13 protein-coding genes are annotated in these 16,290 nt (G+C 39.4%); 1 reads left to right on the top strand and 12 read right to left on the bottom strand.

Annotated elements, in window-relative coordinates; all coding sequences use genetic code 11:
- Positions 1–23 precede the first annotated feature (23 nt).
- The 8 genes from prfA to D7Z94_RS16870 all read right to left on the bottom strand — a co-directional run bounded on the left by prfA (position 24) and on the right by D7Z94_RS16870 (position 8,354).
- Entirely contained in the window at positions 24–1,100 is a 1,077-nt protein-coding gene (gene prfA / locus D7Z94_RS16905; protein ID WP_120712742.1) for a peptide chain release factor 1, read from the bottom strand.
- A gap of 157 nt (positions 1,101–1,257) precedes the next feature.
- Positions 1,258–2,529, bottom strand: a complete 1,272-nt coding sequence (locus D7Z94_RS16900; RefSeq protein WP_120713189.1) for a DUF3570 domain-containing protein — start codon at positions 2,527–2,529, stop codon at positions 1,258–1,260.
- A 122-nt stretch (positions 2,530–2,651) separates the two neighbouring features.
- Positions 2,652–2,861: a DUF4266 domain-containing protein gene (locus tag D7Z94_RS16895; protein WP_211341797.1), complete on the bottom strand. Its 210-nt coding sequence runs from the start codon at positions 2,859–2,861 to the stop codon at positions 2,652–2,654.
- Positions 2,862–2,870: 9 nt separating this feature from the next.
- Positions 2,871–3,866 carry an FAD:protein FMN transferase gene (locus tag D7Z94_RS16890; RefSeq protein WP_245967233.1) on the bottom strand — a complete coding sequence of 332 codons (996 nt, stop codon included), beginning with the start codon at positions 3,864–3,866 and terminating at the stop codon, positions 2,871–2,873.
- On the bottom strand, positions 3,863–4,297 hold the full coding sequence (locus D7Z94_RS16885) for a thioredoxin family protein (protein WP_120712741.1): 435 nt from the start codon (positions 4,295–4,297) through the stop codon (positions 3,863–3,865). The genes D7Z94_RS16890 and D7Z94_RS16885 overlap by 4 nt, the downstream gene beginning before the upstream one ends.
- Before the next feature lie 32 nt (positions 4,298–4,329).
- Positions 4,330–4,773 carry a QcrA and Rieske domain-containing protein gene (locus D7Z94_RS16880; protein ID WP_120713186.1) on the bottom strand — a complete coding sequence of 148 codons (444 nt, stop codon included), beginning with the start codon at positions 4,771–4,773 and terminating at the stop codon, positions 4,330–4,332.
- A gap of 49 nt (positions 4,774–4,822) precedes the next feature.
- A complete protein-coding gene (locus D7Z94_RS16875) occupies positions 4,823–6,001 on the bottom strand; it encodes an AIR synthase related protein (protein WP_120712740.1) in 1,179 nt (392 codons plus the stop codon).
- A 166-nt stretch (positions 6,002–6,167) separates the two neighbouring features.
- On the bottom strand, positions 6,168–8,354 hold the full coding sequence (locus D7Z94_RS16870) for a glutamine synthetase III family protein (RefSeq protein WP_120713185.1): 2,187 nt from the start codon (positions 8,352–8,354) through the stop codon (positions 6,168–6,170).
- Between the two features lie 215 nt (positions 8,355–8,569).
- Between D7Z94_RS16870 and D7Z94_RS16865 the strand changes: the two genes are divergently transcribed.
- Positions 8,570–9,592: a glutamine synthetase beta-grasp domain-containing protein gene (locus D7Z94_RS16865; protein WP_120713184.1), complete on the top strand. Its 1,023-nt coding sequence runs from the start codon at positions 8,570–8,572 to the stop codon at positions 9,590–9,592.
- Between the two features lie 64 nt (positions 9,593–9,656).
- Here the strand turns inward: D7Z94_RS16865 and D7Z94_RS16860 are convergent, their stop codons facing one another.
- The 4 genes from D7Z94_RS16860 to D7Z94_RS16845 all read right to left on the bottom strand — a co-directional run bounded on the left by D7Z94_RS16860 (position 9,657) and on the right by D7Z94_RS16845 (position 16,277).
- A complete protein-coding gene (locus tag D7Z94_RS16860) occupies positions 9,657–11,258 on the bottom strand; it encodes a carboxypeptidase-like regulatory domain-containing protein (protein WP_120712739.1) in 1,602 nt (533 codons plus the stop codon).
- Positions 11,259–11,260: 2 nt separating this feature from the next.
- A complete protein-coding gene (locus tag D7Z94_RS16855; protein WP_120712738.1) occupies positions 11,261–13,030 on the bottom strand; it encodes a carboxypeptidase-like regulatory domain-containing protein in 1,770 nt (589 codons plus the stop codon).
- A gap of 17 nt (positions 13,031–13,047) precedes the next feature.
- Complete coding sequence (locus D7Z94_RS16850) at positions 13,048–14,625, bottom strand: carboxypeptidase-like regulatory domain-containing protein (protein ID WP_158594667.1); 1,578 nt, start codon at positions 14,623–14,625, stop codon at positions 13,048–13,050.
- Positions 14,626–14,702: 77 nt separating this feature from the next.
- Positions 14,703–16,277 (bottom strand): carboxypeptidase-like regulatory domain-containing protein, encoded by a 1,575-nt coding sequence (locus D7Z94_RS16845; protein WP_120712736.1) that lies wholly within the window; start codon positions 16,275–16,277, stop codon positions 14,703–14,705.
- Between the last annotated feature and the right edge of the window lie 13 nt (positions 16,278–16,290).

The raw sequence follows: 16,290 nt of genomic DNA, 5'->3' as shown, positions 1-16,290 counted from the left end.
CCTTCAAGGCCATAAAAACATGTTTAAAAAATCTCCGAAGCTTCCCTCAATTTCTCCGTATTCTCAACCAAACTCAACTCGTCTATGATTTTTTGAATATCCCCATCAATGATATTCTGTAGGTCGTAAAGGGTAAGTCCAATGCGATGATCGGTAACTCGGCCTTGCGGATAGTTATATGTTCTAATCTTGGCAGAACGGTCACCACTACTTACCTGGGAATTGCGTTTGGCCGCATCCTCCTCCTGCTTCTTCGCCAGTTCCAGATCATATAAACGCGAACGCAATACCTTAAATGCCTTTTCTTTGTTCTTGTGCTGTGATTTCTGGTCTTGGCACTGTGCCACCAAACCAGTAGGAATATGTGTTAAACGAACGGCAGAATACGTTGTATTTACAGATTGCCCGCCCGGTCCTGAGGAACAAAAAAAGTCTATCCGAACATCCTTGGGATCTATCTGTACATCAAAGTCCTCGGCTTCGGGAAGTACCATTACCGTTGCCGCGCTGGTATGGACCCTTCCCTGGGTCTCGGTTTGGGGAACGCGCTGAACACGATGAACCCCGGCTTCAAACTTCAGCGTCCCATAGACATCCTCCCCGTTTACTTCAAACTGGATTTCCTTGTAACCACCACTGGTGCCCTCACTCAAATCGATGACATTGGTTCTCCACCCTTTGGATTCGCAATACTTGGTGTACATCCTAAACAAATCTCCCGCAAAAATACTCGCCTCGTCCCCTCCTGTTCCTGCACGGATCTCTACAACCACATCCTTGGTATCTTCAGGATCCTTGGGTATAAGCATCAATTTTATCTCTTCTTCCAGTTGAGGCAGGGCTTCTTTGGCCTCCTCCAATTGCATTTTGGCCATTTCCAACATCTCGGCATCACTCCCGTCGGATATGATTTCTTCCGCTTCCTTAATATTATCAGAAAGCTCTATGTATTGGTCCCGTTTGGCCATAAGGTCTTTGAGATCGCTATATTCCTTGGTCAATTGTACATAGCGCTTTTGATCCGAAATAACATCAGGTTGAATGATAAGATCCGAAACCTCATCAAAACGCTGTTTTACAATGTTCAACTTGTCTATCATAGTCCGTGCTCCTAAGATTGCGAATTTACGATAAAAAGAGACAAGAACATAGGCCGCTCCACGGTTACAAAATAGGCGTTTACAACCTACAAATAGATAGCAATAAGAAAATAGTATTTTTTGAACAAAACTGCTAGGTCCAATACTTCACAAAAAATCAATTCCCTACAAAAGTAGTTCCCAATGTCATAATAAAGGCGTTAAGTCCGTCACTTCGATTATAAGCATTAAAACGAAGGTCTACCGACTTTAAACCAAAAGTAAAAAGTTTGGCCCGGGTAAAAATATCCTTGTATCGTATGCCCATACCGTACTGATGTGCATGATATTCGGAGAGATCATAATCCGAAGTATAAAAATCAACCGTAGAGAGTGCAGTTTCCTTGGCGTAGAAATAGTCTGCTTCGGATTGGGTGTAATATCGGTAGGCCGGATATAAGGTAAAGGTATCATTAAGTTTTATAGGAACTTCCAAACTCGCCGTATGCGCAGTAATCCCCCAATCATCCGTATAGAATCTATAGTAACTCCGGAGTACAACAGCATCGCCCAAAAAATAATTCAAGCGAGCACCGATGGGCAATTTAAACCTACTTTCCGGCAAACGTTCCACATCATCGGCCAACTGGAAATCTTCAATAAAGAAATCATTGGCATCCTCAAAATAGACCCGTTGGAAAGGTGTACTCAACAACCCTCTTTGTAGTACTAGATCGGTAAAGAGCGAAGCTTGTATCCTTTTTCCCAAAATCTGGGAAAGTCCTAAGGATAAGGCATATGAATTTCGGTTCTCTTGATCAAAGACGGTAAAGGAAGGGGCATAAGTTCCATTACCCGTAATACGGTCGTCAAAAAAACCTTCCCTTAGTTCTATAGGATACTGCGGATTCCAGCTATCAAAATAGAGTTGTCCACTAATTGATAATTCTGTATTTTTTTGATTGAACAAACGGGTGTATCCACCTCCAAAACCAATGGAAAAATAGTCATACTCGGACGACACATAGGCATTTCCCGTCCAGACGGAATTCCGGTCATCCGAACTGTGACGGTACGAGGGGTTAAAATGTACCAATTGATCTTTGCGGGACGCTCCAGAAGATGCATTAAACGGGCTTATTTGCCTATTAGGGTTTCCATCCAACGGATTTACATTACTGGACGATGCCGAAGTATATGCAGAAATTCCAACGTCCACGGTAAGTACATCATCTTCATTCATTGGAATTTGAACCACAATGCTGGAGGTGACATCGGTAAGCTCTTCGGTACCTTCCCCACCTGTTACCGCCGCATTGTTGCCATCCTGCCCATAGTAACTGAACAGCAGATCAATCTCCGCGGTCTCCAGGACCCTTTTTTTATAAGTGGTAGACTCATTCTGGGAGAAACCCAAGGTGGTAACTAGAGTAAAAGCAAAAAAGAAAATTCCTTTCAATGAAAAAAGTTAAGGGGTTTCTAAATGTTATTGTTACTATAAATTTTTTGAGTTTTAATGTTTAAGTGTAATCCATCGGTTTCAGAACATTGATCCATTCCCCGCTGTCTAAATCAGTTACATCCGCAACCCCCTCCAGTCTTACCACCATTGGCACCGGAAGCGCCTTCTCGATAAATTTGAAAATTAGTCTCAAAACGTTCGCTTCCTTTGGCAGATAACACCATTTCCTCATCATTAATGTATACCTTATCATATTCTTTTACGGCCACGCAGGACGTCAGAAAAAGGACAAACATTGAAATGAACAATACTTTCTTCATATTTTAAAGTTAGGGATTATTCTCAAACATAATCCCATTGCTTTTATAGATTTTGTTATTGTCATCCACGAGAATCACCTCGGTACCTCCCAGTTGATTGATAAGTGCAAGTCCGGCATCCTTGCCCATAATAAAAACGGCTGTTGCCAAGGCATCACAGAGTTCGGCACTTTTAGAAAAAATGGAAACGCTGTTGACCCCGGAAGAAGGCCATCCGGTTCTAGGGTCTATGATATGTGTATATTTTTTCCCTTTGAACAGTACGTACTTTTCATAGTTACCCGAGGTAGCTACCGAAGATTCTACAATAGGCAACCATGAAAAAATCTTGTCTTTGCTCAAGGGGTTGGCAATACCGATCAACCACTTTTCGCCACTTGCTTTGGTGCCCCAAGTGGTAAGGTCTCCTGCGGCATTGATAATACCTGCTATAACCTGTTTGGAAACCAACAACTCTTTGGCCTTGTCCGCGGCGTAGCCTTTTCCTATGGCCCCAAATGAAATTTTCATCCCTCTTTGTCGTAGGAAAACCGTCTGTTCGTCGGAGTTCAAAATAATCTTTTTATATCCGACCTTGGCAATGGATTTTTTGATTTCCGTTTCTGTTGGAAGATATTTCATGCTTCCATCAAATTTCCAAATTAAGTCCATTGAAGCATATGAAATATCAAAGGCGCCGTCAGTAATTTCCGAGATTTGTTTGGCTCTTTCAATAAGTTTAAAAAGCTCTAAACTTACCTTTACCGGTTTTATTCCGGCATTTTTATTGATCAATGAAGTTTCGGATTCCGGATTCCACGATGAAATCATTTTTTCGATTCGGGTAATTTCCGCTGCGGCCTCTTCAATATTGATGTATCCCAGTTCTTCAGTTGCCGCGACCACTGTGATGTCAAAACGACTACCCATAAGGCCCATAGTCTTTTTGACGGTAACATACTCACGCCCTTGTCCATAGCCTATTATGGTCCATAGACCAAAGAGTAGGGTGATTAATTGTCTCACTTTAAAAATGTATTTAAAAGTGAAATATATGCTCCCGGGGGTATTTTTTGGTATCCTGTTTTTCCCAAAACTTTTTGGTCCTTATTAAGAACCAAGACCAACGGAAAATGTCCTTCCGGGTTAAATATATCGGCCAACCCTTGGTTTTCAATCTTAATTTTTTCCGGTAATTGATTTGCTTTTTTTCTTGGAAAATCCGCCTTATAGAGTACATAGTTATCCCTGGCATGATCTTTAAAATCCTGGGATTGCCAAATGGTTCTGTCCAATTTAATACAAGGTGCACACCAATCAGATCCAGAAAAAATCAAAATAATGGGTTTTTCCTCATTTTGGGCAAGGGCCACAGCGTCCGTATAGCTACGTTGCCAATTTTGGGCATGGCCCGTAACGGATATAAGAAATACCACTATGTAGGTCAGCTTTCTCAAGATATTTCTTTAGGGCAAAATATCGATTCAAATTATTCAAAAATGCGAAGTGTATCTCCGCTCAGCTCGGTATTAAATATTTTTAAGGGTCTGGCGGGGTTGCTGTCTACCTGATTCAGAGGAGTACCATCCTGTTCAAAACGGGAACCGTGAACATCACAGTAAAAGATACCCCCGTCCACATTTGCAAAGCGCACCTGGTCGTAGGCTTCATGGCTACATACCTGGCTTGCTGCAACGAATTCTCCTTCTAAATTTTTAACGACAACGACCAAATTTTTTAGGATAAAATCTCCATTGTTCATCAATTTGGCCCCCTCTTCAGAGGTTAGATCAATAGTAAAATCCACTCCTGATGGCACTTCGGATATATTACCGGGCGTATCATCACTGTTAGAACACCCTTGCAAACAGGGAAATGTAATGGCAAAGGCAGCTCCGGCTCCTATGCTTCTAAGAAATTCCTTTCGTTCCATAGCATTATATTTACTATAAACAACGTAGCATTTGGGGTAATCGTATGCCTTAATATACGAAGGTGCCATACTCACTTACAATCGTGAGTTTTTTGGATGTATTTTCTTCCACCCTACCCACAATTTGGGCTTGCACCCCGAAGCTTTCGGAGATATTTATCAAATCCTGTGCCACAACCTCGTTTACATAAAGTTCCAAGCGGTGGCCACAGTTAAAAACCTGATACATTTCCTTCCAATCTGTCCTGGATTGTTCCTGAATCAATTTAAATAATGGTGGTAGCGGAAAAAGGTTGTCCTTTATGATATGAAGGTCATCGATAAAATGAAGAATTTTGGTCTGGGCGCCTCCACTACAATGTACCATTCCATGTATATCTATCGAAGTATATTTTTCTAAAATCCTTTTGATTATGGGTGCATAGGTACGCGTAGGTGAAAGCACCAATTTCCCGGCGTCCAATGGTGCTCCCTCAATAGTCTCCGTGAGTCCAATGTTTCCAGAATATATCAATTCATCAGAAACCGCAGCATCATAACTTTCCGGATATTTTTCAGCTAAATATTTGGCAAAAACATCATGTCTGGCAGAAGTTAATCCATTACTCCCCATTCCCCCGTTATATTCCCTTTCATAGGTAGCTTGTCCATAAGAAGCCAGACCAACGATGACATCACCGGCTTTGATATTGGCATTGTCAATAACGGTACTGCGTTTTATCCTTGCAGTCACTGTGGAATCCACGATTATAGTGCGAACCAAATCCCCGACATCTGCCGTTTCCCCGCCAGTGGAATGGATTGTAATGCCATACTCCCTTAAATCCGAAATCAGCTCCTCCGTACCATTGATGATTGCGGATATTACCTCACCGGGAATCAAATTTTTGTTCCTTCCTATGGTGGAAGAAAGCATAATATGGTCCACCGCCCCAACACATACCAAATCATCAATGTTCATTATCAACGCATCCTGGGCTATGCCCTTCCATACCGAAATATCACCGGTTTCTTTCCAATACATATAGGCCAAGGAAGATTTGGTTCCGGCACCATCCGCATGCATCACTAAACAATATTTATCATCGTTTGTCAGGTAATCGGGTACAATTTTGCAGAAGGCCTTTGGAAACAGACCTTTATCCAAGTTTTTTATTGCATTATGTACGTCTTCCTTGGAGGCGGAAACACCACGCAAATCATATCTTTTACTATTGGCAGAGCTCATGTTTATTGTTTGGTCAAAAATAGGGGAATTGAAGGAATACACACACTTTAGGGTTTAAAAGATCTGAGCTTTCCAAAGGTTTATGGATTGGAACTTCTGCCCTAACCAACTCTCCCTTGAGATAGTCTTTCCATTTCTTCAGTATGTCATGGGTTTAGAACAGGATTTATTTGATAAACAAAAGTTCCCTATACTTGGTCAAAGGCCATTCCGAATCGTCCACTAAACGTTCCAATTTATCTGAGTGATAGCGGATTTCATCAAAATAGGGTCGTACATTTTCGCAATATGCCGAAGCCTTTTTGTTCAAATCTTTAAGGGTGTTGGCCCTTTTTCTTGCTTCTACCATATGGTCCGTTTTTTTCTTGATTTCCGAAATATGTTCGGCAATCTGTTCAATAATGTTAAGTTGCCCCTCAGTTAATTTTTTGTGTATGGCCCCATAAATCTCCTTCAAACCATTGACATTGGTAATGAGTTTGTTTTGATATTGTATGGATGATGGTATAACGTGATTGTACATCAGTTCATTGAGCACTCGGCCTTCTATTTGAATATGTAGAATATAGGCCTCCAGCTCCACCTCTTGACGGGCCCTCACCTCTATTTCGCTCATTACCTTCATTTCCCTAAAAAGAGCGATACTATCTTTGCCAGTCATTATTTGTAAGGCCTCAGGAGTAGTTTTGTTATTGCTCAGTTTTCTTCGTTTGGCCTCTTTTTCCCAATCTTCGCTATACCCATCACCATCAAAACGTATTTTTTTGGAAGTCTTGATATATTCTCGAAGAACATTAAAAATGGCCTCATCCTTTTTAAGGTTTTTCTTGTCAATAAGTACGTCCACTTCTTTTTTGAACGCCTTCAATTGTTTTGCGACAATAGTATTCAAAATTGTCATGGGTTTAGCACAATTGGTTTTTGAACCGACTCCCCTCATTTCAAATTTGTTACCGGTAAAGGCAAAGGGCGAGGTACGATTCCTATCCGTATTGTCCAGAAGAATTTCCGGAATCTTTCCAACAACGTTCAATTTAAGCTCAGTCTTTTCCTCAGGGGATAATTTTCCTTGGGAAACTCCTTCCAATTCATCCAACACCTGGCCGAGCTGTTTTCCAATGAAAATGGAAAGAATGGCAGGAGGCGCCTCATTTGCTCCCAACCTGTGGTCATTACTTGCCGATGCTATGGAAGATCGCAACAACTCCTCATAATGGTCAACAGCTTTTATAGTGTTTACAAAAAAGGTCAAAAATTGAAGATTCTTCATGGGTGTAGAACCTGGACTCAACAAGTTGATCCCAGTATCCGTGGCCAGTGACCAGTTATTATGCTTTCCTGAACCATTGATACCGGCGAAGGGTTTTTCATGGAACAAAACCTTAAAATTATGCGCATCCGCTATTTTTTCCATAACGTCCATAAGCAAGAGATTGTGGTCCACGGCCAAATTGGCTTCCTCAAATACAGGTGCCAGTTCAAATTGGTTGGGCGCAACCTCATTATGCCTTGTCTTTACAGGAATTCCTAATTTGGTGCATTCTTTTTCCAAATCGCTCATAAAACTCAGTACCCTATTCGGAATTACTCCAAAATAGTGATCGTCCAATTGTTGTCCTTTAGCGGCCAAGTGACCTACAAGGGTACGACCGGTTAGAATAATATCGGGACGAGAGTAGGCCAACGCCTTGTCTATCAAGAAGTATTCCTGCTCCCAACCCAAGGTAGCATTGACCTTGGACACATTCTTGTCAAAATATTTTGCCACCGCAGTCGCAGCTTCGTCCACGGCATGCAAGGCCCTTAACAAAGGAGCCTTGTTGTCCAAGGCCTCACCGGTATAGGAAACGAATATAGTCGGCACACAAAGCGTGGTACCATATACAAATGCTGGTGATGTAGGGTCCCAGGCGGTATACCCCCTGGCCTCAAAGGTGTTCCGAATTCCACCACTGGGAAAGCTGGAAGCATCCGGTTCTTGCTGGACTAATTGTCCTCCTCCAAATTTTTCCAAGCCTTTTCCATCGGGTAGCAAGTCAAAAAAAGCATCGTGCTTTTCCGCTGTAGATCCCGTTAACGGTTGAAACCAATGTGTATAGTGTGTAGCCCCGTTCGCTATCGCCCAACCCTTCATGGCCTCCGCCACTTGATCGGCAATTTTTCTATCAATTTTGGAGCCCGAAAATATAGCTCCCCTAACACTTTCCAAAGCGTCTTTGGTCAAGTATTGCAACATTTTCTCGTCATTAAATACTTGAGTACCGAATAGCTTGGAACGACGACCTTTCTCCTCAATTATTATTCTATTTCTCCTTAGGCTTTCCGATATGGCATTAAATCGCATTTTGAACATGGCTTCTTTGTAATTTTTGGCTAAAATAATCATTTAAGGAATTAATAATATATCCTCAAAAAAATAAACTTTTTCTAAAATACCCTAGCCAAAATAGGGGTATCTTAAATTATGTTTGCTTTTTTGATTTTTAACCCCCGAAAAATTAGATTAATTCATCAAAAAATATATTTTTGTTGGTCTTTAAAAATATAAATATTAACAACCAAAAAATTATGGCAAAGATTAAATTGGAATATCTGTGGTTAGATGGTTACTATCCAACCCAAAATTTAAGAGGTAAGACAAAAGTGGAGGAGCACGAAGATTTCAAAGGAACACTTGAAGAACTTGGAATGTGGTCTTTTGATGGTTCCTCAACAAAACAGGCCGAGGGAGGATCTTCGGACTGTTTGTTAAAGCCCGTTGCGATTTATCCAGACCCTGCTCGAGTAAATGGATACTTGGTTATGACCGAAGTCTTAAATGCTGATGGTACACCTCATGTTTCTAACGGTAGAGCTACTATTGACGATGATGATAATGATTTCTGGTTTGGTTTTGAGCAAGAGTACTTCATTATGGATACCGCAACCCAATTGCCATTAGGATTCCCTGTTGGTGGTTATCCTGGTCCTCAAGGCATGTATTATTGTTCCGTTGGTGGAAAAAATACGTGGGGAAGGGAATTAGTCGAAGAGCATGCAAACCTATGTATAGACGCCGGACTTAATTTTGAAGGGATTAACCAAGAAGTTGCTGCTGGTCAATGGGAATTTCAATTATTTGCTAAAGGTGCAAAGAAAGCTGGAGACGAAATCTGGATTGCTAGATACTTACTGGCCCGTTTAACGGAACAATATGGTTACTATATTGAATACCACCCTAAACCACTTGGAAAAGACATGGATTGGAACGGATCCGGTATGCATGCTAACTTTTCTAATACAACCTTGAGAACTTGTGGTTCTAAAGAAACATATGAAAAAATTTGTGAAGCATTCCGACCGGTCGTTAAAGAACATATCGAGGTTTACGGAGAGTTTAATGATCAACGCCTAACAGGTCTCCATGAGACAGCTTCTATAGATGATTTTAGTTATGGTATTTCTGACCGTGGCGCCTCTATTCGTATTCCAATCATAACCGTTGAAAAAGGATGGAAAGGATGGCTGGAAGATAGAAGACCAGCTTCCAATGGGGATCCTTATAAGATAGCGGGCAGAATAATAAAAACTGTAAAATCTGCTGATATTTAAAACTTTATTAGAATTAATTGATTGTTGTACTACCTAAAAAAGTGTACCTCCTTGGTACACTTTTTTAATTTTCAGTACTTTGTAAAGGCGTGTTCATCCAGTAGTCTTCAAAGTCATTGGGCTTTGCAGTGGGCTGGTCTTCAAAAATAGGTTTGCGCTTGTTCATGAAAAGGCTATCCTCCGGAGCCGTTTGGCCAAGTCTTACCCGCTGTACGAAAAACTCCCTGAATTGTTTATAGTCTCGTTGAGTCCATTTATTGACCAAATTACCTATGGTATCCCTTACATTGGAGACCTTTATGGAAAGTAAATCATTTAAATCTGTACCTTTTTTTATTGCCTTCGTAAATTCACTCAACATTTTCGTAATTTCTTCCTCTTCCATTTTCGGGTTTAAAAAAATCTTGTTTTCCCACCTTCCGGCACTTTTCAATCTCACGCGCTTCTTTTTAAACTCCACTTTGTAATTGGGGAGATGTACGGACTGTTTTGCTTCGGGAATTGAATTGTATTCCACCATAAAGCATCTTCTAGCAAAATTGATGGTAGCATAGTCCACTTTAAAAACCGGAGGTATATTCAATATAAAACTGTTATAAAATGAAATGTAGTTCAGGTACATTTTATTATTTACTCTTCGATAATCCGTGGTAATATCAAAAATTACTTTTTTCTTGTTCCCATGCTTATTTCTTTTACCTGTTTTGTTTCTTTTTTTTTCATCATACATGGTATACTCCAATTTATGTATCGCAAAATTTAGTTTGGAAATATAAATGGTGCCGTTAGCACGATAGTTTGGATAAAACACCCAAAACTTAATAGTATACAATTCTTCCGTATCAACACTGGTGTCACTACCTCTCAAGAAAAAGTGATTTTCAATGAAGTCGGTTTTAAGAGTGCCGATGAAATCATAAGAACCAACATTGTAGTTTCTTATGGCATCATGAATTCTCAAAATTCGAAATTCATTTCCCCCGTAGGCATCCAAATGAGCCTTTTTAATAATTTTTCGTAGTGATCCATAATTATAAGCAGCTCTTGCCAAGGAGTCTTGTTCAAAATAATCGTTCAAACCAAAATGAAATAAACGTGTTTCCGAAGTAGCATCGTCCAACTGATCAAAGCCTTGATCAAAGACTTCAAGAATGGCTTCATTTAGATTGACGTATTGTTGATCATCGTTTAACTGATAATCTCGATAATAGCCAATGCTAGAAAAATAGTTTGAGGGGGAATTTCGGGGTATGGCCTCAATGGCACGCTGTACAATTTGCTTGGCACTTAAGTTTCGGTTTCGTTTACCCTTGGCTTTGACCACTGCCTCATCCAAGCCGAAAACTGTAGGATTTAGGCTCAGTACGTTCAGCTCGGTTTGGCTAAAATCGGTTATAGGTATTTCCTTTGTTTCATAACCCATAGATGATATTTCGATGATATTACCGTACTCCCTGTATTTTAGCGGAATTCTAAAACCACCATCAACATTGGTAATAATGCCCAAAGCTCTATCCTTAATTCGAATATTGGCAAAAACCACGGGTTCATTTGATTGGGAGTCGAACAACCGCCCTATAATATAGTCTTGCTGTTGTGCGAAAATTTCAAAAGAAGTAAAGAACAGCAGAACAAAAGCAACGCGATTAAGATTTAGGCTATTCATAATCAGTTAGCTTTTTTAAGTGGTGTATTCATCCAGTAGTCCGTAGAGTTATTTGGCTTGGCAATGGGCTGGTCTTCAAAAATAGGTTTGCGTTTGTTCATAAAAAGACTACCTCCTGGTGCAATTTGGCCAGGCAGGGCCTGCTGTACAAAAAATTCCCTGAATTGTTTATACTCTTTGTAAACCCTTTTATTGAGAAGAAAGCCATAAATATCCTTAAGCTCTTCAATGGTTACCTTAAAAGTTTTTGGCATGTCTACCTTAAAACTTCCTGCTTTCATTTCTACTTGAAACATATCCGCCCACCCTTCCTCTATTATATCAGAATCGAGTTTTGCCTTGTATATATAAAGGTCCCCATCAATATCCCCAAATCCTTTAATTGTTGCTTCTGAGGTTTTCATCTGGCCCAGTTCCAAATTTCTGATTACTTTTTCTGTCTCCGACTTCATACTGGCAAACTGTCTTTCGGTCATACGAGGATAGAGTTCAACAGTGTATAAGTAAGGTATTATTTTTGAAATAGAAATTTTCTTCCCATTGAAAACGAAACTATAGTTCTTCTTCTTTTTAGCAGAGAAGGCATCGACTATTTCATTGAACCTGACCGTAAAACACTTGCATAAATCATCCAAGTAAATGTTATCTACAACAAATCTGGGCGGCATACCCAATAGAAAGCTATTGTGGAATGAAATATAGTTCAAATACATTTTACCGTATTTTGGTTTATACTCGGAAACTACCTTAAAGACAAGCTGTTTCTTATTTCCATCCTTGTTGCTTTTACCTAAACGTTTTCCCTTAACACCATCATACACGGCATACTCCATTTTATAGATAGCATAGTTTTCCTTGGATATTATCAATCTTCCCGAAATTGTTAATCCCGATTTCGAATTTTTAAACCGTATACTGTACAAGGCTTGTCCATCCAAATAAACATCATCATCCTTATCAAAAAAATGATTATTCAAAAAGTCATTTTCCAATTGGTTTACAAAATCAAAGGAATTGATCTTAAAGTTACGTATGGCGTCATGAATCCTAAGAATGGTAAATTCATTACCTCCATAATTGAATAAATAGGCTTTGTTAATTATTTTTTGCCAAGTCTTGTAATTATAAGGGGCATCCGCTACCTCATCTCTTTTAAAATCCGTATTCTTTTTATAATTGTAAATTTTAACCTTAGTAGTAGCGCTATCCACCATATCAAACCCTAAATCAAAAGCTTCTAGGATAGCTTCGTTGAGGTTTACATAATCATTTTCTTGGTTAAGTTGATAATCCCGGTAATATCCTACTAAGGAAAATGAGTTTTGGGGATAGTTCATTGGTATGGTCTCTATCGCCTTCCTCACTATTTTTCTGGCAGTTAGCCTCCGTTTTTTCTTGGCGGTCACTACCGCCTCTGACAATTCCAAAACGCCTTGGGATAGTCTTATGATATTTATAGCTTCCGGCGCAAGACCGGTTATTGGGATTTCCTTTTTCTGATACCCCATACTTGAAATTATAAGTATATCCCCCAGTTCCTTGAACTTTTTTGGGATACGAAACCCTCCATCCTGATTGGAGATAACTCCAACCGCCTTGTCCTTTATCCTTATTGTTGCGAATACCACCGGCTCACCGGTCCGTGCATCCTGTAGTTTGCCTCGTATAAAGTCATCTTGACAAAAGACCATGGTACCGTAGAAGCACATAAAAAAATAGTGTATCCATTTAATGTTCTTAGAAATCATATGGAAATCACTACAGTTATACATATTTCACTTTTTTGAGGTCATTTTAAAGGGGTGTTCATCCAATACTCCTCAAAATCATCAGGTTTAACAATGGGCTGGTCTTCAAATATGGGTCTGTTCCTTTTCATAAGAAGGCTATCTGGTATAGGCTTGGCTTTTTGATTGATCCGCTGGACAAAATACTCCCGGAACTGCTGATAATCCTTAAAAGTCCATTCATTCAATAGGTTACCTTCTTTGTCCTTGATATTCTCGATTTCGGCAACAAGCAAATCCTTATTTAGAATACCGTCTTTTCTGTTTTCTTCAATCTCCTTGAACATTGCATCCAATTCAGCCTTTTCTATATCCGGATATAGGACTATTCTTTTTTTGTTGAGTTCACTCCTTAAAAATTTCAACTTGCGTCCTTTAAACTTGAATTTGTAATTCCTTAGGATATTTGCGGATCTAGCCTCGGGCTCGGTATTAAACGTGACGATGAAATACTTTTTTGAAAAATCTACAGTAATGTCCTCCGCTATGAACTTTGGCTCTTCCTTAAGTCGAAAAAGATTATGAAGTGAAATATAGTTTAGATACATTTTGGTATAAATCCTTTTGTATTCGGTCACCACCTCGAAAATGGGTTGTCCATGGGGGTTTGATGGATTTGATTTTTTATTGATATTGAAATTTTGGTTATCATAAAGTGTATATTCCATTCCATGAATAGCAAAATCATTTTTTGATATATAAAGTCTGCCTACTACTTTGTATCCTGTTATATATAATTTATTACTTACCCTACTTGCAGGTACACTTTTGGTTATACCAATGGTATAGAGTATCTCATCATCCAAATACAAATCCTCCTCCCTAAAAAAAGAATGGTTACTTAAAAGATCTTTTTCCAGAGTGTTCACAAAATCAAAGGAATTGACCTTATAGCTGCGTATGGCATCATGTATTCTTAAAATAATAAATTCATTTCCCCCATACCCGGAGAGGAATGCATTGCTGATTATTTTTCGACGTGTTCGGTAGTCATACTTTTGTTCTGCAAAATGGTTTCTTCTGAAATCCGTATTCTTCTTATAATCATATATTCTGATTCGAGAGGTTTTATGATCCAATTCGTCAAAACCCGCATCAAATACTTCAATTATTGCTTCGTTGAGGTTTATATACTCATTTTCTTCATTAAGTTGGTAATCCCTGTAATACCCAACGGTGGAAAATGAGTTCTGGGAAAAGTTGACCGGTATGGCCTCTAAAGCCCTTCTGACAATTCTCCTTGGGGAGAGTTGTCTTTTCTTCTTTGCAGTGACCACTGCCTCCGCTAGTTCCAGAACACCATAGGAAAGTCGGATGATGTTTACATCATTGTGTGATAAGCTCTCTATCGGAATTTCCTTTTTTTGATATCCCATACTGGAAACAACTAGTACATCCCCTAATTCCTTGAACTTTTTTGGAATACGAAATCCCCCATCCTGATTGGAGATAACCCCAATTGCGTTATCCTTTATCCTAATGGTGGCGAATACCACAGGCTCACCAGTCTGCGCATCCTGTAGTTTGCCTTGTATGAATTCCTTTTCTTGGGAAAATAGAATTGTACTATAGCAGAACAAAATCAAACAGTATATATATCTAATATTTCTTAGTACCATTTTGTAAGTGCTATAGTTTTATTCTGCCATTTTTCAACCTATTTCAACGGGGTATTCATCCAATACTCCTCGAAATTATCGGGTCTTACAATGGGCTGATCCTTAAATATGGGTCTGTCCTTTTTCATAAGAAGGCTATCGGGAATAGGATGGGTCTTTTGATTTATTTGCTGGACAAAGTATTCGCGAAACTGTTGGTAATCCCGCGAAATCCATTTATTCAATACATTGCCTTCCAAATCCTTAATATCTGATATTTTAATATCGAGAAACTCCTTTTCAAGTCGACCTCGTCTTTCATGGTTTTCAATCTCCTTGAACATAAGCTGTGATTCAGACTTCTCCATATCGGGATACAACTCCATTACATTTTGACGAAGATTACCTCTCAAAAACTTCACCTTTCGGCCTTCGAACCGAAATTTATAATTTCTCAGATTTGTAGCTGATTTTCGTACGGGTAGGTCACTAAAAGTGACGATAAAACATTTTTTGGAAAGATCAACAGTAATGCCCCGCAGCATAAACACCGGAGCATCCCAGAGTTGAAAGGAATTATGAAAGGAAATATAGTTCAAAAACATTTTGTCCTCTATTGGCTTATACTCCGTAATTACTTCAAAAACGAGCTGCTTATTGGTATTATACTTATTGATTTTCTTAACGGTATTCGTTTTTAAACGATCGTATACGGAATATTCCATTCCATGAATCGCAAAATTCTGTTTTGAAATGTAGAGAATTCCATAAACCCTATGACCGGGTAAACTTTTCCGAAAACCTATAGTATACAAAACGTCATTACCCAAATACGTATCTTCTTCCAAAAAAAAATGGTGGTTTCGTAACAAATCCTGTTCCAAAACATTTACGAAGTCAAAGGAATTGACCTTATGATTTCTTAACGCATCATGGATTCTCAGTATAATAAATTCATTGCCACCATAATCCGGAAGAAATGCGTTATTGATTACCTTCTGTTGGGTTTGGTAATTGTACCGTTGCTCAGCTAATGAGTATCTCTTAAAATCCTCATTCCTTTTGTAATCATAAATTCTAACTTGGGAGGTTTTATGATCCAATTCATCAAACCCTTCATCAAATACTTCAATTATGGCTTCATTGAGGTTTATATACTCATTTTTCTGATTAAGCTGATAGTCCCTGTAATACCCAATAGTAGAGAATGCGTTTTGGGGAAAGTTGACCGGTATGGCCTCTATAGCCTTTCTGACAATTCTTCTTGGGGAGGGTCTTCTTCTTTTTTTCCTAGCGGTCACTACCGCCTCGGACAACTCCAAAACACCTTGGAAAAGGCGAACGATGTTGATATCCTCAGATGATAGTCCAGCTATCGGGATTTCCTTCTTTTGATACCCCATACTGGAAATAACAAGTACATCCCCCAATTCCTTGAACTTTTTGGGAATACGAAATCCCCCATCCTGATTAGAGATGACTCCTACCGCCTTTCCCTTTATCCTGATGGTAGCGAATACCACAGGCTCACCGGTTTGGACATCCAGCAGCTTACCCCTGATAAATTCCTGTTGCCCCCACAATGGCGGAAGAAATATTAGAAAGCAAATAACGACAAAGTAGTTTAACTTCATCAAAAAGGGGGTT

Origin of the sequence: Ulvibacterium marinum, from assembly GCF_003626755.1 — a bacterium.
Lineage (GTDB): Bacteria > Bacteroidota > Bacteroidia > Flavobacteriales > Flavobacteriaceae > Ulvibacterium > Ulvibacterium marinum.
This window is presented reverse-complemented; position numbering and strand designations above follow the sequence as displayed.